This is a genomic window from Bradyrhizobium sp. 61 (assembly GCF_023073075.1).
Classification (GTDB): Bacteria; Pseudomonadota; Alphaproteobacteria; order Rhizobiales; family Xanthobacteraceae; genus Bradyrhizobium; species Bradyrhizobium barranii.
On sequence record NZ_JADPIU010000028.1, the window covers coordinates 74,108 to 95,422 of the forward strand.

21 protein-coding genes and 1 pseudogene are annotated in these 21,315 nt (G+C 64.5%); 10 read left to right on the forward strand and 12 right to left on the reverse strand.

Annotated elements, in window-relative coordinates; translation table 11 throughout:
- Positions 1-5 precede the first annotated feature (5 nt).
- Both IVB46_RS10065 and IVB46_RS10070 read left to right on the forward strand, forming a co-directional pair.
- Positions 6-926 carry an SH3 domain-containing protein gene (locus IVB46_RS10065; protein WP_346016124.1) on the forward strand — a complete coding sequence of 307 codons (921 nt, stop codon included), beginning with the start codon at positions 6-8 and terminating at the stop codon, positions 924-926.
- 132 nt (positions 927-1,058) lie between these two features.
- Complete coding sequence (locus IVB46_RS10070; protein WP_247309253.1) at positions 1,059-2,078, forward strand: DUF3616 domain-containing protein; 1,020 nt, start codon at positions 1,059-1,061, stop codon at positions 2,076-2,078.
- A gap of 43 nt (positions 2,079-2,121) precedes the next feature.
- Here the strand turns inward: IVB46_RS10070 and IVB46_RS10075 are convergent, their stop codons facing one another.
- Positions 2,122-3,777, reverse strand: coding sequence for a fumarate hydratase (locus tag IVB46_RS10075; RefSeq protein WP_028158349.1), 1,656 nt, complete (start codon positions 3,775-3,777; stop codon positions 2,122-2,124).
- Positions 3,778-4,023: 246 nt separating this feature from the next.
- Between IVB46_RS10075 and IVB46_RS10080 the strand changes: the two genes are divergently transcribed.
- The 3 genes from IVB46_RS10080 (at position 4,024) to IVB46_RS10090 (ending at position 5,718) form a co-directional block, all read left to right on the forward strand.
- A complete protein-coding gene (locus IVB46_RS10080) occupies positions 4,024-4,497 on the forward strand; it encodes a hypothetical protein (RefSeq protein ID WP_071912253.1) in 474 nt (157 codons plus the stop codon).
- Positions 4,498-4,756: 259 nt separating this feature from the next.
- Positions 4,757-4,927 (forward strand): hypothetical protein, encoded by a 171-nt coding sequence (locus IVB46_RS10085; RefSeq protein ID WP_166090739.1) that lies wholly within the window; start codon positions 4,757-4,759, stop codon positions 4,925-4,927.
- 116 nt (positions 4,928-5,043) lie between these two features.
- Positions 5,044-5,718, forward strand: coding sequence for an isoprenylcysteine carboxylmethyltransferase family protein (locus IVB46_RS10090; RefSeq protein ID WP_247309252.1), 675 nt, complete (start codon positions 5,044-5,046; stop codon positions 5,716-5,718).
- A 17-nt stretch (positions 5,719-5,735) separates the two neighbouring features.
- Here IVB46_RS10090 and IVB46_RS10095 read toward each other — a convergent pair whose 3' ends face one another.
- Complete coding sequence (locus tag IVB46_RS10095) at positions 5,736-6,443, reverse strand: glutathione S-transferase (RefSeq protein ID WP_247342644.1); 708 nt, start codon at positions 6,441-6,443, stop codon at positions 5,736-5,738.
- A gap of 200 nt (positions 6,444-6,643) precedes the next feature.
- The gene (locus IVB46_RS10100) at positions 6,644-7,318 is read right to left on the reverse strand and encodes a lectin (RefSeq protein WP_063982296.1); all 675 of its coding nucleotides are present in this window, start codon (positions 7,316-7,318) and stop codon (positions 6,644-6,646) included.
- Between the two features lie 324 nt (positions 7,319-7,642).
- Here IVB46_RS10100 and IVB46_RS10105 point away from each other — a divergent pair, with 324 nt between their 5' ends.
- The 4 genes from IVB46_RS10105 to IVB46_RS10120 all read left to right on the forward strand — a co-directional run bounded on the left by IVB46_RS10105 (position 7,643) and on the right by IVB46_RS10120 (position 11,159).
- Positions 7,643-8,644, forward strand: a complete 1,002-nt coding sequence (locus tag IVB46_RS10105) for an NrtA/SsuA/CpmA family ABC transporter substrate-binding protein (protein ID WP_247309250.1) — start codon at positions 7,643-7,645, stop codon at positions 8,642-8,644.
- A gap of 14 nt (positions 8,645-8,658) precedes the next feature.
- Positions 8,659-9,483: an ABC transporter permease gene (locus tag IVB46_RS10110; RefSeq protein ID WP_247309249.1), complete on the forward strand. Its 825-nt coding sequence runs from the start codon at positions 8,659-8,661 to the stop codon at positions 9,481-9,483.
- Between the two features lie 20 nt (positions 9,484-9,503).
- Complete coding sequence (locus tag IVB46_RS10115) at positions 9,504-10,343, forward strand: ABC transporter ATP-binding protein (protein ID WP_247309248.1); 840 nt, start codon at positions 9,504-9,506, stop codon at positions 10,341-10,343.
- Between the two features lie 63 nt (positions 10,344-10,406).
- A complete protein-coding gene (locus tag IVB46_RS10120; RefSeq protein ID WP_094184398.1) occupies positions 10,407-11,159 on the forward strand; it encodes a Crp/Fnr family transcriptional regulator in 753 nt (250 codons plus the stop codon).
- Between the two features lie 10 nt (positions 11,160-11,169).
- Here the strand turns inward: IVB46_RS10120 and atzF are convergent, their stop codons facing one another.
- The 9 genes from atzF to flgB all read right to left on the reverse strand — a co-directional run bounded on the left by atzF (position 11,170) and on the right by flgB (position 20,287).
- On the reverse strand, positions 11,170-12,555 hold the full coding sequence (atzF, locus tag IVB46_RS10125; protein ID WP_063982292.1) for an allophanate hydrolase: 1,386 nt from the start codon (positions 12,553-12,555) through the stop codon (positions 11,170-11,172).
- 169 nt (positions 12,556-12,724) lie between these two features.
- Positions 12,725-13,756: a TIM44-like domain-containing protein gene (locus IVB46_RS10130; RefSeq protein ID WP_247309246.1), complete on the reverse strand. Its 1,032-nt coding sequence runs from the start codon at positions 13,754-13,756 to the stop codon at positions 12,725-12,727.
- A gap of 229 nt (positions 13,757-13,985) precedes the next feature.
- On the reverse strand, positions 13,986-16,568 hold the full coding sequence (locus tag IVB46_RS10135) for a PAS domain-containing protein (RefSeq protein ID WP_247309244.1): 2,583 nt from the start codon (positions 16,566-16,568) through the stop codon (positions 13,986-13,988).
- 154 nt (positions 16,569-16,722) lie between these two features.
- Positions 16,723-17,802, reverse strand: a complete 1,080-nt coding sequence (gene flhB, locus IVB46_RS10140) for a flagellar biosynthesis protein FlhB (RefSeq protein WP_063982289.1) — start codon at positions 17,800-17,802, stop codon at positions 16,723-16,725.
- Positions 17,803-17,809: 7 nt separating this feature from the next.
- On the reverse strand, positions 17,810-18,580 hold the full coding sequence (gene fliR, locus IVB46_RS10145) for a flagellar biosynthetic protein FliR (RefSeq protein ID WP_028148497.1): 771 nt from the start codon (positions 18,578-18,580) through the stop codon (positions 17,810-17,812).
- A 17-nt stretch (positions 18,581-18,597) separates the two neighbouring features.
- Positions 18,598-18,861 (reverse strand): flagellar biosynthesis protein FliQ, encoded by a 264-nt coding sequence (fliQ, locus tag IVB46_RS10150; RefSeq protein ID WP_014494021.1) that lies wholly within the window; start codon positions 18,859-18,861, stop codon positions 18,598-18,600.
- Positions 18,862-19,034: 173 nt separating this feature from the next.
- Positions 19,035-19,343, reverse strand: a complete 309-nt coding sequence (fliE, locus tag IVB46_RS10155) for a flagellar hook-basal body complex protein FliE (protein WP_008142413.1) — start codon at positions 19,341-19,343, stop codon at positions 19,035-19,037.
- A 16-nt stretch (positions 19,344-19,359) separates the two neighbouring features.
- Entirely contained in the window at positions 19,360-19,785 is a 426-nt protein-coding gene (gene flgC / locus IVB46_RS10160; RefSeq protein WP_028148498.1) for a flagellar basal body rod protein FlgC, read from the reverse strand.
- 97 nt (positions 19,786-19,882) lie between these two features.
- The gene (gene flgB, locus IVB46_RS10165) at positions 19,883-20,287 is read right to left on the reverse strand and encodes a flagellar basal body rod protein FlgB (protein WP_208070577.1); all 405 of its coding nucleotides are present in this window, start codon (positions 20,285-20,287) and stop codon (positions 19,883-19,885) included.
- 350 nt (positions 20,288-20,637) lie between these two features.
- On the opposite strand from flgB, the pseudogene IVB46_RS10170 reads away from it, so the two are divergent.
- A pseudogene (locus IVB46_RS10170) lies at positions 20,638-21,315 on the forward strand (flagellar biosynthetic protein FliO); the annotation flags it as partial.

Consider the following 21,315-nt stretch of genomic DNA (forward strand, 5'->3'; position numbering starts at 1 on the left):
GAACCGTGCGCGTGCTCCGTCTCATCGCGGCAACGATCCTGTGTGTCGCGACGCAAGCGGCGCGCGCGGATGACACCGAACCGGCGTGGCGCGCAAGCGCGCTCGCCATGGTGCCGGCGGGCTATGTCACCGGCACGGCCTACCGGACCGAAGGATCGACCGGCACCCTCGCCGTCTATCCGGCCTCGTCGAACGATCCGAAGACACCGGCAAGCGTGTTCGCTGCGCGCCAGGCCCTCGTCGTCACGCTGACGCCGGATGGGACGCGCGCGGTCTCGGCCGAGCTGAAGCCGCGCAGCGCGCCGGACCCTGATAACGACGACACTGACTTCGCAAAGCTCCACGCCGATCTCGCCGCCAGACGCGCAACGCTGCCCGATGGGACCGAGCCGTGTGATCTCGGCGCCTGGTCCATCGACAAGGATCCTGATGGCCTCAACGTCCGCGCCGAGCCCTCGGCGAAAGCGCGCGTGCTCGGCACGCTGCCCCCGCCCTATCGTCTGAAGCTTGGCGGCGCCGAGAACACGCCCGATGGCGGCTGGCTCACCGAATTCCGCATCATCGGCTTCAAGGACGGCTGGTTCCTGATCGAAGGCGCGAAGCCGCCCGGCAAGGATTACGAGGACGAGAAGAGATATCCGCGCAGCGCGCCAAAACCCTATGCGGGGCGCGGCTGGGTCGCGTCCAACAAGGTCGGCGCGTCCTACGCCAATGGCGCGACGCGCATGGGCGGACTTTTCCAGGCGCCGTTCGTCGATGCGAAATGGATGCCGGCCCAGCGCGAGCTCGGCGGCCCAATCGACACCGACGGAGGCCCGAAGCGCATCTTTGCCTGTAGCGGGCTCTGGGGCCTCGTCGAGAGCCAGGACGGCGTCCGCGGCTGGTGGCGCTCGCTGTGCTCGAACCAGGTTACGAATTGCAGCTAACGGGCTGCGGTCATTGGCCACGTGGCCAAGGCGCTCAGGTCGTTGACCACAGCCGGCTTCACGAGCAGGATACAGCATACAACTAAAGATTTTTATTGATCTCAACACACTTGCAGCAGAAGGGGAATTTGCATGGTCTCCCTCCCCGCTCGCAATCGCATCCACCTGTTCCTGACCTCCGCCGTGGCCGCGCTTGCTGGAGCAGCGCCGGCGAGTGCCGATGTGCTCGAGCCGCAGTCACCGGCGTGGCAACTGAGCGAGCCGTTCAAGAAGAGCGCGGATGCCCGCACCAACATCAGTGGAGCGGCGTGCGCGACCACATCCCCGCCCCTCAAATCCTGCCTCGTCGTCAACGACGAAAAGAAATACGCGCAGTTCTTTGCGATCGAAGGCACAACGATCAATCCCGGCAAGGTAATCCGCCTGCTGAGCGATCAGGCCAGCGGCGATCCGGATGCCGAGGGCACCGCTTACGATGACGGTTATTTCTACGTGGTCGGATCGCACGGCCGCAAACGTCATCATCCCGACGACAGCAATCCGACGAGCTATCACCTCTTTCGCTTTCCCGTCGACAAGCTCACTGGAGAGCCACCCTTCCCGATCTCCGCGGACGAGGTGATCGGCGTCGAAGCATCTGTGACGCGCCTGCGCGGTGCAATCAAGGACGCACTGCCCGCGGATTACGACAAGCCTCTCGGAGACAACGGCGCCAACATCGAGGGCATCGCGGTCAAAGGGGACCTGATGTATCTTGGTTTCCGTGGTCCGTCCAAAGGCGGCAATGCTTATATTCTCACGGTCGACGCAAAGGCCGTCTTCACCGAGAACATGCCGCTCAAGGCCAAGCTCATCGACCCTCCGCTGCCGCTTGGTACAACGACCGGTATCAGGGACATCGCCGCCGTGTCAGGCGGCTTGCTGCTCTTGACCGGGCCGGTCAACGAACAGCAGATCTCGCCCGCCGTCGTCTTCTACGATACCAGCAGCGGCAAGCTTGGAACGACCCACACGCTCAGCGTCGCCGACAGCACCGCCAAGGCAGAGACCCTGCTGGTGCTCAGCGACATCAGCGGCGAGCCATGGCGCGTGCTCGTGATGTTCGATGGGCCCGAAAATGGCGCGCCGACGCAGTATGTGGTGCCGCGCTAAAGCGCACCATCAGCGGCGGACCGCCGTTCAACTGCGCGGAGCGCTAGCCCAGATTCAATTCCTTGAAGAAGTCGTTCCCCTTGTCGTCGATGATGATGAACGCCGGGAAGTCGACGACTTCGATGCGCCAGATCGCTTCCATGCCGAGCTCGGGATATTCGAGCACCTCGACCTTCTTGATGCAGTGCTCGGCGAGGTTCGCAGCCGCACCGCCGATCGAGCCGAGATAGAAGCCGCCATACTTCTTGCAGGCCTCGCGCACGGCAGGCGCCCGGTTGCCCTTGGCCACCATCACCATCGAGCCGCCGGCGGCCTGGAACTGGTCGACGAAGGAATCCATGCGGCCCGCGGTGGTCGGGCCGAACGCGCCGGAGGCGTAGCCCTCGGGCGTCTTGGCGGGACCGGCGTAGTAGACCGGATGGTTCTTGAAATAGTCCGGCAGCGGCTCGCCTCTCTCGAGGCGCTCGCGCAGCTTGGCATGCGCGCTATCGCGCGCGACGATCATAGTGCCGGTCATCGAGACCCGCGTCTTGGTCGGGTACTTCGAGAACGTCGCCAGGATGTCCTTCATCGGCTGGTTGAGGTCGATCTTGACGACCTCGCCGCCGAGCGACTGCTCGACCTGCGGCAGATATTGCGCGGGGTTGTGCTCAAGCTCTTCGAGATAGACGCCATCTTTGGTGATCTTGCCGAGCACCTGGCGGTCGGCCGAGCACGACACGCCGAGCCCGATCGGCAGCGAGGCGCCGTGGCGCGGCATGCGGATAACGCGCACGTCGTGGCAGAAATACTTTCCACCGAACTGCGCGCCGACGCCGAGCGACTGCGTCATCTTGTGGATTTCCTGCTCCATCTCGACGTCGCGGAAGGCGTTGCCGTCGGGCGAGCCGTGGGTCGGCAGCGCGTCGAGATAGCGGGCGGAGGCGAGCTTCACCGTCTTCATGCACAGCTCGGCCGAGGTGCCGCCGATCACGATGGCGAGGTGATAGGGCGGGCACGCCGCGGTGCCCAGCGTCAGGATCTTCTCCTTCAGGAAGGCGAGCAGGCGGTCCTTGGTCAGCACCGAGGGCGTGGCCTGGAACAGGAAGCTTTTATTGGCGGAGCCGCCGCCCTTCGCCATGAACATGAACTTGTAGGCGTCGTCGCCCTCGGCGTAGATCTCGCACTGCGCCGGCATGTTGTTGGCGGTGTTCTTCTCCTCGTACATCGACAAGGGCGCGACCTGCGAGTAGCGCAGATTGCGGCGCAGGTAAGCGTCGCGCGCGCCTTCCGACAGCGCCGCCTCGTCGTCACCATCGGTGATGACGTTACAGCCCTTCTTGCCCATGATGATCGCGGTGCCGGTGTCCTGGCACATCGGCAGCACGCCGCCGGCCGCGATGTTGGCGTTCTTCAGGAAGTCGAGCGCGACGAACTTGTCGTTGGGGCTCGCCTCGCCGTCCTCCAGGATTGCGCGGAGCTGCTTCAGATGGCCGGGGCGCAGATAGTGGTTGATGTCGCCAAAGGCCGCCTCCGACAGCGCCCGCAGCGCCTCGCGCGATACCACCAGCATGTCCTTCCCCAGGACCTTCTCGACCCTGATACCCTCGGCCGTGATCTTCTTGTAGGGCGTCTCGTCCTTGCCCAGCGGGAACAGCGGGGTGTGCTTGTAGGGCGGAACGGGTTTTGCGGGATCGGGGAAGGCGGTGGGAGCGTTCATGGGCAAATCTCGGGGTTTTGGAGCCCTCGCGGGCCTCTAAGCGTAGAAGCGTTCTAAGCTTTTTTGCCGCGAATGGAAGGCGTTCTGGCGCGGCCGAGGCATCCCGATTCGGCGTCACGACGGCCCTTTTTGGTTGCCGTCGGCCGGACGCAAGGTGGCGACGACCGTCCCCGGCAGGCTCTGGGTGCACCCCTTGCGCTCGGCGCGCGACGAAGGTTGAATGCGCGGCCTAAGGGGCTTTTCATCATGATTTTCAAACTGAACGTCCGCGGCGCGATCCTGGTCGCCGCCGCCATCACCGGCCTTGTGACCCTCGCCTCGCCTGCCCGCGCGGATCGCTGCGATGACAGCGCCAAGGAGCTGACGAACCAGGTCGAGCGCCTCAAGGTGAATTTCCGGGCCGCCAACATCGTCTACCTCTCGCACCCCGCGGCCAAGGAGCTGTCCGTGGGTTGCCGCGGCGACAAATATTCCATCGAGCTCTATGCCAAGGGCGATCGCAAGCCGACACCGGAGTTCTTTTCACTGGTGGGGTCGATGGCGGCGATCGTCTTCACCGTCACGAAGGACGACACCACGACGGGCGCGACACGCTGCCTGAAGCGGATGGGACTGTTGCGCGGCGACAAGGTCGTCATGCGCTACCGCCGGCTCAACATGGAATGCACCCGTACCAAGACGGATGCGTCCATCGCGATCACGCGCGGCAAGGACGAGTAGACGGCACTCGCTCTTTCCACACGCTCCGTCATTGCGAGCGAAGCGAAGCAATCCAGAATCCCTCCGCGGTGACAGTCCTGGATTGCTTCGCTGCGCTCGCGATGACGAGGAGAGGTTCGTCCGCTCCCTCGTACAGCGCAAGGAGGCACAAAAGGCACATCCCACCGCACCAACTCCCTCGCATTTTAACGATTGGCTTGACGGAAGCTTCGCTCCTCGCAGCGCAAGGTCGATTGTTTCCATGTGTGAGGATTTGTGGATGAGCGTCTCTACCGTTGCGCCGCCGCCGATCGCGATCGTGGTGCCGAGCTACGACGCGACCAAGCAGCAGGACGACCAGAAGACCAAGGACAACGACCCGACCTACAAGCCGCCGCCGCCCGCGCCGCTGCCGCCGGGTCAGGGCACGCGGATCGATCAGCTCGCCTGATCAGACCGGTCAAAGATGAAACGCCCGAACCGGTCGATCGGGCTTTTCGCGTGTCCGGCCGCATCTTCGCCGGATAGCGGGACCAATATCGTGCGCGGCTGACCCGGGACCTGCGCATGATCGCAAAACTGCTGTTGCAGAACACGATCACCACCGCCGGCATGGGCGCGCTGCTGTTCGCTTGCGCCGGGACGATGCATTGGCCTTCGGCCTGGGTGTTCCTCGCCACCTGCGCCCTGCTCGGCCCGCTCTGCGGCTGGTGGCTTTATCGGGTCGATCCGGCGCTGCTCGCCGAACGTCTGCGGCCGGTCCTGCAAAAGGACCAGCCTGCCGCCGACAAGGCCTTCATGATCGTCTTCGCCATTGCGATGCTGGCCTGGCTGGCCGCGATGGGGCTCGACCGGCGCACGCAGTCCTCCGACGTGCCGGTTGCGTTCCAGGCGCTCGGTCTCGTGCTGTTCGTCCTCTCGACGCTGTTCATCCTGTGGGTGTTCCGCGAGAACTCGTTCGCCGCGCCCGTGGTGAAGCTCCAGGCCGAACGCGCACAGCGCGTGGTCTCGACGGGGCCTTACGCGCATGTGCGCCATCCCATGTACAGCGGCATGATCCTATTCTTCGCCGGCGTGCCGCTGCTGCTGGGCTCGTGGTGGGGCCTTGCGATAGCGCCGGTCATCGTCGTTTTGTTTGCTGTTCGCATCGGCATCGAGGAGCGCACGCTGCGTGAGGGCCTGCCGGGCTATTCCGACTATATGTCGCGCGTGCGCTATCGCCTGCTGCCCGGCGTGTGGTGAGCCGCTATCCGGACCGGCTAATTGTCCAATTCCTTGTAGCGGCGGAAAATGCCTTGCTCGTTGAAGGGAATGCGGCGCTCACTTTCGAGATAGGCCTTGATGTTCGGCCGCGCGGCGATGCGGTCATGCAGATCGACGAGGCCCGCGATATTTCCCTCGAACGCCTTCATGCGCTTGGGAAAGGCGTAGCGCAGCCCATCGACGATCTGGAACAGGGATAGATCGACGTAAGTCAGCCTGCGACCGGTGACATAGGCACCGCCATTACACGCGAGGAGCTCCTCGAAATAGCCGAGATATTTCGGCACGCGCTCGTCCCAAAACTCGGCCGTGCGCTTCTTCGCCGGCGCCTTCTGATCTTCATAGTACATCGAAGGCCCGAGCGGGTGATGGGTGTCGTGGATCTCGGTCACGAGGTCGGTGATGGTGAGCTGAAGCTGGTGCACCCAAAGCTTGCCCGCTTCCGTCTTCGGCGCGAGCCCATGACGGGCGCCGAGATAGAGCAGGATGTTGGCGGTCTGGCCGATGACGAGCTTGCCCGCTTTCAGGAACGGCGGCGCGAAGGGCGGCGTGCCGCCATGCGCGTCCATCATCTTCATCATCGCAGCTGTTCCGCGCGCCCCCCGCGCGACGTCGACATAAGCCGCCCCCGCCTCCTCCAGCGCCAGCCGCACATATTCGCCGCGGCCCTGGATCTCGGGCCAGTAGTAGAGCTCGTATTTCATGGGAAGGGTCCGTGAGCGTGGAAGCGGTCGGACCAATGTAATATGCGGCCGAAGGTTCCGTGAGAGCGAGACGGAACGGCGGCACCACATACCCCGTCATTGCGAGCGCAAGCGAAGCAATCCAGAATCTTTCCGCGGAGACAGTCTGGATTGCTTCGCTACGCTCGCAATGTCGCGGGGAGAGAGCTGCGCGCCCTAACTCAATTCGCCGCGAAACAAAACAGCAGGCCGTCGCCGCCGGTGCTCTTCAGATCGGCCTGCGAGCAGCCGCCGTCAGGACCGCGCGAGGGGTGAGAGCTGTTCCAGGACTTTGACGGCTCGTCGTCGCGCAGGCCCTTACGATCGGCATGGCCGACGACCGCCGCGCCCTGCGTGCTCGACGTCCAGTTCCTGCAGGTCTTGTCGTCGCCCGCGGCAAAAGCGGTGCCGTCCGGTTGCGATCCCGTGAGGATATCGTGCCGGTTCGGCGTGTCGCCGGCGCCGTTGATGACCTCGCCCTTCTCGCTGAGCGCTGTCTGCTTGGTGAGGTTATTGGCCGCGCCGTGCAGGTCGGCAACGTCCTTGGCAATCACCGCACCCTTGGCATTCTGCCACGGTCCCTTGCCAATGCGGTCCTTGGCATTGACGGCGGGCTTGCCGTCGGCGGCCTGCGTCGAGAGATAGGCGCGCCAGGTCTTGCCGCCGGCGCCGCCGGCCTGCGCCAGCTTCTGGCACTGCGCATCGGCTCCCTCCAGGCCGCCGAGATCGGCTCCCTTGCCCGGCCCGCTCGAAGTCACAAAGAAGGTCATGTCGGCTGACTGCGCCCACACCGATGGACTTGCGAAGACCGCGAACGCAACGCCTGCTGGCACGATGACCCTGGCAAGAATGCTCATCCTATCCTCCCGATTGTTCCTGCGATTGCGCCTCGCTGGACGGTCTTTGATCCGCTGACATGAACCCCGTCACGACAGACATTATTCCAGCGGCCATCCGCCGCACGCGCATCACCTCGAGCGGCGGCGCACGACCGGTCGCCCCGAGGGCCATGTCGATTAATTGCTTCCAGAGACCGTAGCGCCGGGCGAGCATACCAACGTGGGGCCGATCCTCAAGAGATCGCCCAGGAGGGGACGCGGGAGTCTGCTGCGGGGCCGTTCAGGGCGGCATCCGCGATCACATCGGGGCTGCCGCCGGGCGCGGCGCGAGGGGAGATCGTCATGCACTGGAACACCGTCCGCCCAATCGCGGCAATTGCCGGCTATGCCACGCTTTGCTGCCTTGCCATCAGTCCGGGCCGCGCCTCGGCCGCGGAATTGCTCAAAGCCCGGCTTGCGCAAAACCTCGGACCGATCTCCGGCCTTGCGATCGTCGCCAAATCGAAGGGGATTTTCGAAAAGAACGGACTGGACATCACCGTCTCGAACTTCACGTCCGGCAAGCAGTGCCTGGACACCGTGATCGGGGGCGGCGCCGACATCGCGACGACGGCGGAGGCGCCGGTCACCGCTTCGGCGATGGCAAACCAGCCCATCGCCTTCGTCGCCGGCATGGAATATTCCGACCTCAAGACGGTCGTCGCGGCCAAGGCCGGCGTCAAGACCAAGGCAGATCTTCGCGGCAAGCGAATCGGATTCACTGCCGGCACCGGCAGCGAGGTCTACACGGCAACTTTGCTGAAGTCGGCGGGATTGACTCCCAAGGATGTCACCCTCGTCAACCTGCGGCCGCAGGAGATGCTGCCGGCACTTGCAGCAGGAAGCATCGACGCGATCGACACTTGGGAACCCCACATCGCCAACGCCAAGAAGGCCCTCGGCGAAGCCGTCGCTGAGCTCGATACAACGGGCACTTACTCCGAGACGTTCAACATCGTCGTCACGAGACCCTATCTGGATGCCAACCCTGCACTGGTTGAGAAGTTCATCGCCGCGCTGATCGACGCCGAGGTCTGGATGAAGGCACACCCGGACGAAGCGATCACGGTCGTGGCGGACGCGGTCGGCATGAAGCGGGATGAACTCGCCCCCATCTGGGCCGACTATGTTTACCGGGTACGGCTCGACGACCGGCTGATCGAGATTCTCAAGACCCACTCCGCATGGCGCCTCGAGAGCGGCAACCATCCTCCGGGAGCGGCGATGCCCGACTTCAGCAAGGTCGTCGTCGCCGAGCCGCTGAAGAAGGTCGACCCCGCACGCGTCACGCTCTCGTGGAAATAGGCACCCGCACAGCCATGCAGGATGGCACTTCAGCAGGACAGGAGATTGCTCTCCGCACCGACGGTCGCGGTCGGCGGCCGGATTCAGCTCGTCTTCGCCGCCTCAATATTCTGATCGGGGCGCTTTCGCTTCCCCTGTTCGTCGGCCTCTGGGAACTGGTCGCCCGTTCCGGGGCCGTCAACATGGTGCTGTTTCCGCCGCCGACAGTGGTTGCTGCGGCGGTCCTTGAGTGGATACGAAGCGGACAGTTCCTTGGCGATCTGCTGGCCAGCCTCTTTCGCGTCACCACGGGGTTCATCGTAGGCGGCCTGCTCGGCATCCTGCTCGGTATCCTCACCGGCCAATTCCCTGTTATTTCGAGCTTGCTGTCCCCGCTATTCCATATCCTGCGGCCAATTCCGCCGATTGCTTTCGTGCCGATTGTCATCCTCTGGTTCGGCCTGTCGGAGGCGGGAAAACTGTTCCTCGTCGTATGGGGCGTGTTCTTCACGGTTTGGCTTTCGACCCACATCGGCGTGCAGAAGGTCGACCGCGGCCTGATTCGGGCGGCGTTGATGCTCGGCACGCCCCGGCGGCAGATGCTCCAGGAGATCGTGCTGCTGGGCGCGCTTCCCTACATCGTGGTCGGGTTGCGCACCGCCGTCAGCATCTCGTTTTACACGCTTGTCGCGGCCGAACTTGCAGGCGCTTTCGCCGGCATCGTCTACAGGATCGAGATTGCGCAGCAGAATTTGCAAACGGGCCAGGTCATGGGCGGGCTCGCAGCGCTCGGGTTGATTTCGTTCACTGCCGACCGGCTGTTTTCGGCTCTTGCGGAACGTACTGTCTGGTGGCGTTGATGTCTGGAGCTCGATCGACCATGAAACTGGCTCTGGCAAGTTCGCCAGCCTCCGTCGAATCGGCGCGGAAACAACCGGCCATTCAAGTCTCAGACCTGAGCATCGTTTTTGACACCCGCCGCGGGCAGACCATCGCGGTGGATCGCGTTTCCTTCGACGTGGCGCCTAGCGAGTTCGTTTGCATCGTCGGGCCCTCCGGCTGCGGCAAGTCGACGGTGCTCAATACGATCGCCGGACTGGAAGTGCCGTTTGAAGGCGACATCCTGGTAGAGGGCTCGCGCGTCTACAGCCCGCGACCCGATGTCGGCATGGTGTTCCAGCAGCCGCATCTCTTCCCCTGGAAGTCTGTCCGCAGGAACATCGCCCACGGCCCGAGGATGCTTGGGAAGTCCAGGACGGAAGCGAATGCCATCGCCGACGATCTGATCGCGATGGTCGGTCTCAAGCGTTTCGCCGACGCCTATCCGAACACGCTGTCCGGGGGCATGCAACAGCGCGTGGCGATCGCGCGAGCGTTGGCCAATCAGCCTCGCGTGCTGCTGATGGACGAGCCCTTCGGAGCCCTCGATGCGCAGACCCGGGCGGTGATGCAAGACAATCTGCTGGAGCTGCGCGACCGGATCAAGGCGACGATCGTGTTCGTCACGCATGACATAGATGAGGCCATCGTGCTGGCCGACCGTGTTCTCATCATGAGCGCGGGACCCGGCCGCATCCTGCGCGAAGTCGCGGTCAAGCTGCCGCGCCCGCGGTCGAGCTCCGTCATGGTCGAGCCAACCTATCTTTCCCTCAAGAAGGATTGTCTCGACGTCATCCGCGCAGAAGGGTTGCGGGCGTTCAATCAGTCGGACGCGAGCTGATCCCCCAGAACTTGGAAATCGCGAAGCAGCCCGCAGCGCGCTGGCATGGTTCTTGAATAATCGATGCCGGGTCTCACCGTGGAGCCGGCGATGCACAGGGCGAATAGCGCGATAGCGGCAGGCGTGATGCTGGCCGAGTCGGACAATCTCGTCAGGCCGCTGCCCGGCTTGCTGGATGGTCTCAACCGGGCTGATTGCAATCGGCTGCGCGCGATCGGACGCGAGAAGGCCCTGGAAGCCGGCCAACTGGTTTGGTCTCAGGGCGACACACAGGCTGGGATCTACCTGATCAGCGAGGGACGCATACGCAGCTACTATGCGGCGCCGTCGGGGCGCGAGGTCACGCTCGCCTACTGGTTTCCCGGCAACTTCGTCGGCGGCCCCGATATATTCGGAACGGGCCCGCACATGTGGTCATCGGTTGCGGCCGAACCCAGCCTGTTGACGTTCATGCCGGGACTGGCGCTGCGGCGGCTTGCGCTGGAATCGCCGGCGATCGCCGTCGCCCTGCTGGATGCCCTGGCATTCAAGGCGCGATGCTATTCGGCGATGGCCCAGATGCTCGGGACGCGCTCGGTGACCGAGCGGCTACATAGCCTGTTGATCTTCCTGTCGCACGTCTACGGCGTTAAGCGCGACGGCGAGGTCGTCATCGGGATGCCGTTTACCCACGGCGATCTCGCCAATCTCATCGGATCCACCCGCCAATGGGTGACAGTACAGCTCGCGCGGCTCCAGGAGGAAGGCGTGATCAGGTACGACAGATCCGTGATTTCGATCCTGGATCTTTCGACACTCGAGCAAGAGATGGAATAAATTCCGTCCGTCAACCGCCAGACTTCAATTCGAACGCCGCTCGGCCTGCACTGGCCTCGAACCGCCGCGCCAGTCCGATCAGCGCGCGATCATGCCAGGCCGGCGCCAGAAGGGTCACGCCCATCGGCATGCCGTTCGGCAATGTCGCGTTCGGAACCGCCACGCCGCAGAGATCGAGCAGATTGGCAAAGTACGAGTAATAGCCGAGGCGATTGTTGAGGGTGATCGGATCGCGATCCATCTCCTCCAGCGTGAACGGCCGCGGTGCGGTCGGGACCACCAGCGCATCGATACCCGCAAAGATCGCCTCGGCGTCGCGGCGAAGCCGGTGCAGCCGGTGAATGGCACCAAATGTGTCGATCGCTGAATAGCCGGCGGCCGAGCCAAGCACGGTCCTCGTGACATCAAGCAGGGAGCCAGAATCGATGTCCATCAGCGAAGCGATGGCCGAGTGCCGCTCCGCGACCCAGGGTCCGCTGAACATCAACTCCCCGGCCTGGCGGAACGGCGCGAAGTCCACCTCGATCGCCGTTCCCCCGATCTGCGTGAAACGCTCGCAGGCGCGCTCATAGAGCTCGCCGCATTCCGGCATGCCGAAGCATTCGAGATCGGCGGCCGCAATGCGGCCGAACCGGAACGATGGCACCGCCCCGCTGGCGAAAGAAAAGGCCCTGGGCAGGCGGCTGTAGGGATCTTCGAAATCGAACCCTTCGATAATTTCGAGGATTGCCTCGCCATCGCTGACGGTATTGCAGAACACCGAAACGCAATCGATCGTCGGGCAATTCGGCACCAGCCCGCGTGATGACACCAGCCCAACGGTCGGCTTGATTCCGACGATGTTGTTGAAGCCGGCAGGTATGCGGCCGGACCCGCCAGTATCGGTGCCGAGCGCGAACGCGACGTGCCCCGCCGCGACGGCGACCGCGGACCCGGAACTGGAGCCGCCCGCAATATAGCGCGCATCGGCAACCGACGCGCAGGGGCCATAGGGCGAACGCGCACCGGACAGGCCTGTGGCGAACTGATCGAGATTGGTCTTTCCGAGGCAAATTGCGCCGGCCGCGGTCAGGCGTTCGACGCTGTGCGCGGAATGCCAGGGCGTGTAGCTGAACGCGGGGCATGCGGCAGTGGTCGGCATTCCCTCGACATCGATATTGTCCTTCACACCAAAGGGAATGCCGAGCAGCGGAAGATTTTCGCCTGTCCGCGCGCGCGCCACGAGCTTCCGGCATGCTTCGAGCGCCTCCTCCCGCGGGCGGAGATAGATCCAGCAATTGCGGTCGCGCTCGGCCTCGATCCGGTCATACGCCGTTTCGATCGCCTCCAGCGGCAGGGACGAATTCCTGGCAATGGTTTCGTGATTTGTCCTGGAGCGCGCGACAGACTGGCTCACCGAATATCTCCCTCTCTAACCGGCAGGCGCGAAATTGCGGGAGCTCTGCGCGGGCAACAAGCAATTAAGTGCTTCGCGCAAAATGGTCGGCCGTATCAGGATATAAGCGGCTCAAAGAAAAAGGGCGCCGTGCCGAAGCACGACGCCCTTGTCTTTAATCTGCGTACGATCAGTTGGTCTGCTGGATCGCCGACAATTCCCAGCCGCTGCCCGGACGGCGGGCAAAGGTCCAGATCTCGGTCGCCTCGCCCGGCTGCTCGCTGCCGGCGACAACCGTACCGCTGTTGCGGTCCAGCGTCTTGTCGGTGAGGGCGAAGCGCAGCGCCACCGTGGCGTATTCGGTCTCGCCTTCGCGCCAGGCCTCCGCGAGGTCGCCCTGCAACAGCTTGACGTTGGTCACCTTGTTGACGACGTTGCGCGCGCGGTTCTGGCCAAGGTCCTGCTCGAAATAGGAGACCATTTCCGGCGTCGCGAGCGTGTGCAGCTTGGCCACGTCCTCGTTCGACCAGGCGGCCTGGACATCGCCGAGCAGGCGCTCGAACGCCTCATAGTCATCCGGCTTGATCTCGAGCGGCGCGTTGTTGGCGCCGCCGAAGCCGAAGCCGCCGAGACCACCGCCAAGTCCACCACCGACGCTACCGCCACCGAGGCCGCTGCGATAGTTCGGCTGCGGTCCCTGACCGCTGCCTGCATCAGCATTGGCATAGGCCGCCTGCTGCGAGTGGCGGCGCTGCCACCAGGACATCGCCAGCCGCACCACCAACACCACGAGCGCGATCTGGATGAGCAGGCCAATGATTGACGACAGGCCGCCGAGGCCACCGAACAGGCCGCCGCCGAACAGCATGCCGAGCAGGCCTGCGCCGAGGAAGCCGGCCGCAAGGCCGCCCATGAAGCCGCCGGCGCGGCCGAACAGGCCGCCACGCGCGGGTGCGGCGGCAGCCGAATTCATGCCGGCACCCGGCTGGGTATAGGTGCGGTTGAACTGCGAGGTCGAGCCCGGCGCGGTCGTGGTCGACGGCGGCGCCGAATAGGTGCGCGAACCGCGCGAACCCGACGACATGCCACCACCGACGCGGGCGTCGGCGGACGAAATCACCAGCGCAGTCGGCAGCGCAAGCGCCAGCATGACGGCGAGGGTCTTGAAGAGAGTGCGGGAGCGTTGCGAGAAAGTCATGTGCGTTTCCCAAATCCCCGGCATGGGGACGTGCTCCTAACATGGGCAGACTTCCCGAAAAGTGAAGCCGGTTTCGGAACTTATGGCTGCGGCCCTCAGTCGCGGGGATGTGGCAAAAGCCCATATTTGGCGGGGGTTTGGCCGGGGAGCCGGAGGAACCGCGGTCGCTGGTTACCGGCGGGTTTACGACAGGAATGCCGCTTTTTCCTCGTCATTTCCAGGAACTCTCGCAAATCGACAGTGGTAGTCGCCGTCATCCCGCCTTTGCCATCGTCTCCTTTACGGCCGCCACGAGCTGGCTGAGCGTGAACGGCTTTGGCAGGAAGTCGAATTGCTGGCCTTCGGGCAGGCTCTTCTCGAAGGCATCCTCGGCGTAGCCGGAGACGAAGATGAACTTGATGTCGGGATTCTTCTCGCGCATCGCCTTCAGCAGCGTCGGGCCGTCCATCTCGGGCATCACGACGTCGGAGACGACGAGATCGATCGCACCGCTCTGTTCCTCCAGGACCTCCATGGCCTCGACGCCGTTCTCGGCCTCGACCACGGTGTAGCCGCGCGAGCGCAGGCCACGTGCGTTCAGCGCGCGCAGGCCCTCTTCGTCCTCGACGAGAAGGATGGTGCCCTGTCCGGTGAGATCGGTCCGCGGCTTGGCCTCCGCCGCCGCAGGTGCGGTCTCCTTCGCGGCGCCATTGGCCGCGCCGACCACTGCTGCGGGCTGCTCTTGCACCTCGGGCTCGGCGTGATGGCGCGGCAGGAAGATATGGAACGAAGTCCCCTGCCCCGGTTCCGAGTCCACGTAAATGAAGCCGCCGGTCTGCTTGACGATGCCGTAGACGGTGGAGAGCCCGAGGCCGGTGCCCTTGCCCACTTCCTTGGTCGAGAAGAACGGCTCGAAGATCTTGTCGCGGATATCGGCGGGGATGCCGGTGCCGGTGTCGGCGACCTCGATCCGTACATAGTCCGCAGCCGGCATGCCCTTGTAGGCGAGCTTGGCCGCTTCTTCCGCGGTGACGTTGGCGGTGCGGATGATCAGCTTGCCGCCGTCGGGCATGGCGTCGCGCGCGTTCACCGCCAAGTTGACGATTACCTGCTCGAACTGGGAGACGTCGACCTTCACCGGCCAGAGATCGCGGCCGTGGATGGTCTCCTGCTTGACCTTCTCGCCGATCAGCCGGCGCAGCAGCATGGCGAGATCGGACAGCGCATCGCCGAGGTCGAGCACCTGCGGCCGCAGCGTCTGCCGCCGCGAGAACGCCAGCAACTGCCGCACCAGCGTCGCCGCGCGCGTCGCGTTCTGCTTGATCTGCATGATGTCCTGGAACGACGGATCGGTCGGCTTGTGCGCGTTCAGCAGGAAGTCGTTCGCCATCATGATGGCGGAGAGCACGTTGTTGAAGTCGTGGGCGATGCCGCCGGCGAGCTGGCCGACCGTCTCCATCTTCTGCGACTGGTTGATCTGGTTCTCCAGCGCGCGCCGCTCGGTGGTCTCGAGCATGTGCACGATGGCGGCTTCGGCCTCGTTCTCGGCCGCATCCACCGGCGTGACGAAGAACTGGCCCCAGCGCTCCTTGGCTCCCTCGAGCGCCACCTCGACCGGCGCGACGTCGGCCTGGCCCTCCGCGGCCTGGTTGATGGCCGTGATCAAAAGTTGCCGGTCGCGCGAATTGACCGCGCGGAAGATCGACTTGCTGGCGCTGTCGAGCCCGAGCGCCTGCCCGAGCTTGGCGTAGCGCGCGTTGGCGCGCACGACGTTGCCGCCTCGGTCGACGGTCGCGATCGCCATCGGCGTATGGTCGAAGAAGCGCATGAAGCGCACTTCGGCGGCGCGGTCGGGATCGCTGCGCTCGTCGCGCGCGCGGCTGATGACGAGCGTGCGCGACGGCCCCGGCGCGCCGTCGGCGCCGAAGGCGAGCTTGTGATAGAGCCGCACCGGCATGGTCTTGCCGGTGCGCATGCGCAAGTCGATGTCGAAGACTTCCGTCTTCACCTCGCCCGGCACCGCCACGATCGCGGTGAGCAGCGAGGCGCCGTCGCCGGAGACGATGTCGGTGAGCTTCAGCCCGCCCGAGCCGATCTCGGCGAGATCGTAGTCGAGCCAGTTCGCCAGTGTCGCGTTGACATAGGCGAGTTCGCCGGCCGGATTGACCGAGAAGAAGCCGCAGGGCGCGTGATCGAGATATTCGATCGCGTGCTGGAGTTCCTGGAACACGTCCTCCTGGCGCTCGCGGTCGCGGGTGATGTCGGAGATCGACCACACCGCGTATTTCGCCTCGCGCTTCCCGGTGCCGAGCGGGCGTACCCGCATGCGCAGCCAGCGGCCCTGGCTGCCATCATGGCCGGAGATCCGCACCTCTTCCTGCTGCCGTTTTCCTTCGCGCGCGGCCTTGAGCAGGCGGAACACGGCTTCGGAGACGTCGGGGTTGCCGATGAAAACGCGCTCCACGGGCCGCACCTCCTGCGGTCCGCTGGCGCCGGTGAGCGTCAGATAAGCGGCGTTGGAATAGACCACGTGGCCGCGGGGATCGGTCACGGCCAGGCCGTCGAAGGCGTGGTCGGCAATGCGCCCGATCACGGGATCGTCGAGACTGCGGTCGACGAAGCGGATGATGCCGGCGGCGAAGGCGAACAGGTTGAACAGGCCAACCATCGCCAGCACGGCGAGAATGCCGAGGATATAGGGCTGCGCCTGCGCGCGCCCGAGCGTCATCAGCCCGACGGCGACGGCGACGAGGCCGGCGGCTACCAGCAGCACCAGCGCAATGCTGCCCGAGCGCGGCGACGGCTCGTGCGCCGCAACGGGCTCGCGTGTGAGGTCGTGGTCGGTCTCGGCAGTCATTTCAAGCTGGCACAGCCTGTCGGCAGAGAATCAACGCGCTACGGGGCGCGTGGGGTCCTCCCTGCCTGAATCGGACCCGCAGGCGCAAGGGCAGCAAGGGCGAAAGGTACGCTGATTCCCAGATTACGGCCATTTCCGGTACTTTTCGGGCATTTTATCCGCGTCCGGCGCCGAATCCCTGCTTCAGCCGCATGACGTAACCGATGACCTCGGCGACCGCATGGTAGTGCTCGGTCGGGATTTCCTGGTCGATTTCGACGGTGGCGTAGAGCGCGCGGGCGAGCGGAACGTTCTCGACGATCGGGATGTCGTGCTCGCGCGCGATCTCCCGGATCTTGAAGGCGAGATTGTCGACGCCCTTGGCGACGCAGATCGGCGCGGACATGCCGCGCTCGTAGGACAGCGCGATCGAATAGTGGGTCGGGTTGGTGATGATCACGGAGGCCTTGGGAACCGCCGCCATCATGCGCTTCTTGGAGCGCTGCTGGCGCAATTGCCGGAGCTTGCCCTTGATGTGCGGGTCGCCTTCGGACTGCTTGAACTCTTCCTTGATCTCCTGGAGCGACATTTTCTGCCGCTGGAACCAGCTGCGATACTGGAAGAAATAGTCGCCAATGGCGATGATCGCGAGCGCCGCGACCACCGCGCCGAGCAGATGAATGGTCAGGCTGGTGCTGGCGCCCAGCATGGCGGCCGGATCGAGCCTGACCATCGCCTCCATGCGATGGCGCTCCGGCCACAGGACCACGGTCATGACCGCGCCGAGCACGATCAGCTTGCCGAGCCCCTTGAGGAAGTTCGCGGCCGCCTGCTTGCCGAAGATGCGCTTGAGGCCCTCGGCCGGCGACAGTTTGCTGAATTTGGGTTTCAGGGATTCGGCCGACCAGACCAGGCGATGCTGGAGCACGTTGCCGGCAATCGCCGCCAGCACCAGCATCAGCAGGGGCACGCCGATCGCCGCGAGCACGGCGACCTCGATCTGCTGCATCAGCGCGAGCAGAGCCCTGCCGTCGGTCTTGATCATCCAGGAATTGGCGAGCAGGTTGCGCATCGGCGTCACCAGCCCGCTGCCCACCGAGCCCGAGAAGGTGGAGACCACGAGCGTGCCGCCCGCGATCATGAACCAGGTGTTGATCTCCTGGCTCTTGGCGACGTCGCCGCGTTCGAGCGCCTCTTCGAGACGCTTTTGTGTCGGGTCTTCTGTTTGACTGTCGGGATCGTTGTCGTCTGCCATCGATCACCTATTTGAGCGGCATCATCTGGTGCATGACACCGATGAAATAGTCGAGATACGTGCCCATCATCGCGGTGAGCACCACGGCGAGCACCAGGAAGCCCACGAAGATCGACAGCGGCACGCCGACGAAATAGACCTGCATCTGCGGCATCAGCCGCGCCAGCACGCCGAGCCCGATGTTGAAGACGAGGCCGAACACCAGAAACGGCCCGGAAAGTTGCAAGCCCAGGCTGAACGCGGCGGCAAAGGCGCGCGTCGCCAGCGAAGCGACGTCGCCGCTCGATACGGTCTCGCCGGGCGCGAAGATCGTGTAGCTGTCGTTCAGAGCGGCGATCACCAGATGATGGCTGTCGGTGGCAAACAGCAGCGTCACCCCGAGCATGGTCAGGAAATTGCCGACCAGCACGCCCTGCTGTCCCTGTGTCGGATCGACCGAAGTGACGAAGCCGAGCCCCATCTGCTGCGCAATCACGGCGCCCGCGACCTGAAGCGCCGACAACGTCACGCGCGCGGTCGCCCCCAGCACGATGCCGATCACGATCTCATGCAGCATCATGACCAGCAGCGGCGCGATCGAGCCCATGTCGACGTGGTACGCGTTGCGATGCAGCGGCAGGATGATCAGCGTCAGCAGCAGCGCGATCGCCAGCTTGATCCGCGTCGGAATGTTGGTCTCGCCCAGCCCCGGCAACAGCATCACCATCGCACCGACCCGGGCGAAGGCGAGCATAAAGGAAGCGGCGAGCGCCGGCAGCAGCGAGACGTCGATGCGCATGTCGGGCGCATTGTGCCTCAGCCGCCGATGATTCGCGACGAGATCCGCATCATGTGGGAATGGAGTGCGTCGGCCATGAACGGCAGCGCCAGCAGCATCGTGGCGAAGATGGCCAGGATCTTCGGCACGTAGATCAGCGTCTGCTCCTGGATCTGCGTCAGCGCCTGGAACAGCGACACGACGACGCCGACCACGAGGCCGACCACCATCAGCGGCGACGACACGATCACGATGGTCCAGATCGCATCACGCGCGACGTCGAGGGTTTCAGGTCCGGTCATGTGCAGAATTCCTTGTTCATTTCTCGCCTCCTCACCGCTGTTCCGAGCGCTGCAAAGGCCTATCCCCGTCATTGCGAGCGCAGCGAAGCAATCCAGACTGCCGCCAGCGGAAAGATTCTGGATTGCTTCGCTTCGCTCGCAATGACAATTGGGGCGAGCGCGAGCGCCAAAAATCAGATCGGCATCTTCATGATGTCTTCATATGCCGCGATCACGCGGTCGCGGACCGAGACCAGCGTGGATACCGCGACGTCGGTGTCGGCGACCGCCGTCACCACGTCCATCACGTTGGCCTTGCCGGCGGCCATCGCCACCGTCTGGGCGTCGGACTTGCGGCCGGACTCCATGACGCTGCCGACGGCGTCTTTCAGGAGCGACGCGAAGGACTGCCCGCTCGCTTCGCTGCCCTTGCCGGCGCCGCTGTTCTCCAGCACGCGGGCGAGGTTGGCATAAGCATTGGCTGCGATTGTCGGTGATGCCATGGCTTAATTGTCCTGTTCAGCTCTTGAGGATGTCGAGCGTGCGCTGGATCATCCGGCGCGTCGCACTGATGATGTTGAGATTGGCCTCGTAGGACCGCTGCGCGTCGCGCATGTCGGTCATCTCGACCACCGAGTTCACGTTGGGATATTTGACGTTGCCGGTCGCATCGGCGGCCGGATTGCTCGGTTCGTATTTGGTGCGGAAGTTCGACTGGTCCGGCTTGATCCTGCCGAGGGTGACGACCTGCGCGTCGAGCGTGCGGTCGAGCGCGGAGGAGAAGGTCGGCACCTTGCGCCGGTAGGGATCGCCGCCTGATGTCTGCGAGGTCGAATCCGCGTTCGCGATGTTTTCGGAAATCACCCGCATGCGCCCGGCCTGCGCGCGCAGGCCGGAGGTCGCGATCGCCATCGAGCGGGCAAAGTCGCTGCTGTCATTCGCCATGATGCGCTTCCCTTAGCTCTTGAGCATGATCTCCGCGCAAACGCGTTCCGCGTTTGTCGCGAGAGAAAACCGCCCGCTCACTTTTCCGGACCATGCTCTAGCCCTTGCCGATCGCGGTCTTGAGCAGATGCAAGCTCTTGGAATAGAGCGAGGTCGCCGCCGCGTAGTCCATCTGGTTGCTGGCGGCCTTCATCATCTCCTCTTCGAGATTGACGGCGTTGCCCGCGGGACGGGTCTCGAAACCCGCATTCCTGTTCTGGTCAAAGCCCGAGGCCGCGCCGGATGGCGCCATGTGGGAGCCGCTGGTGCGGGTCAGCGCCAGGGGGCCCATCGAGCCGGTGACGGCGCCTGATTTGTCGAGCTTCGGCTCGACCAGGTCGCGTGGCCGGAATTTGGGCGTGTCGGAATTGGAGACGTTCTCGGACAGGACGCGCTGGCGTTCCTGGTGCCACTGCATCTTGGTGCGAAGCGCCGACAGCACCGGGAGGTCGTTGATGGACATCGTTGCGGCTCCTTCCGCCTCTCGGACCAAAGGCCCGAAGCTAGGCAGAATTTGCCGCGTGTATGGTTAACAGGTGGTTAAAGATGGCGTCGATGCATGTCCCTTGATGGAACACCACTTTGCGCCCCCCGTGATTCTACGCATCCAAAAGCGGCATTAACCCAACCGTTTGGCGAGCCATGCACAGGCCAAGAAGTCGTTTTGGATCGAGCGATTCATAGGTTATTAAGAGCTGGGGACGGCAAAACTTGCCGTGGGACGTTAAGAAATCGCAGTTTGGGGCATCCCACGCCGATGGTTGGCGCGTCTGACCATGGGCACGAGAAAAGCGCCATTTGTCGGGGACAAGTATGCAAGGCAGCCCAATCACCTTCATCGTGGCGTTCATCGTCGTTCTGGCGTTGATCGGCGTCGCCGCATGGTTGGTTCGCCGATTCGCCACCAGCCGGCTCGGTGCTAACACCCAGCGCGGCCGGATGCCCCGGCTTGCCGTGATCGATGCCGCCGCGGTCGATGGCCGGCGCCGCCTGGTGCTGGTCCGGCGTGACAATGTCGAGCATCTCCTGATGATTGGCGGTCCCACCGACATCGTCGTCGAGCCCAATATCGTGCGCGCAGCGCCCGGCCGCGACCAGCTTCCGCAGCGTTCCAATGCCGCCGAGCCGCCGCGCCTTGCCCCGATGCCCGATACCAGCAGCTGGACCGACGAAGCTCCGCGGCCCGAACTGCTCGATCATCCCGAACCGCAAATGCCCGAGCCGCCGCCGCGGCCGCGCCCCTCCTTCGCCGACGAGGTACGCCGGCCCGCTCCCGCACTGGCCGAGCGCCGCAACGAACCGCCACTGGCCGGCTTTCCGCCTGAGCCGATCCTGCCGCCGCGCCCCGAGCGCGAGGCACGCCCCGAGCCGGTTCCGCCGCGCATCGCCCGCAGCGAGCCTCCGCTGATGCCACGCCCTCCGCGGCAGAGCGAGCCGGTGAAAGTCCCCCCGGTGCGCCCGAGCCGCGGCCGCGCCGCCGCCTCCCCCGCC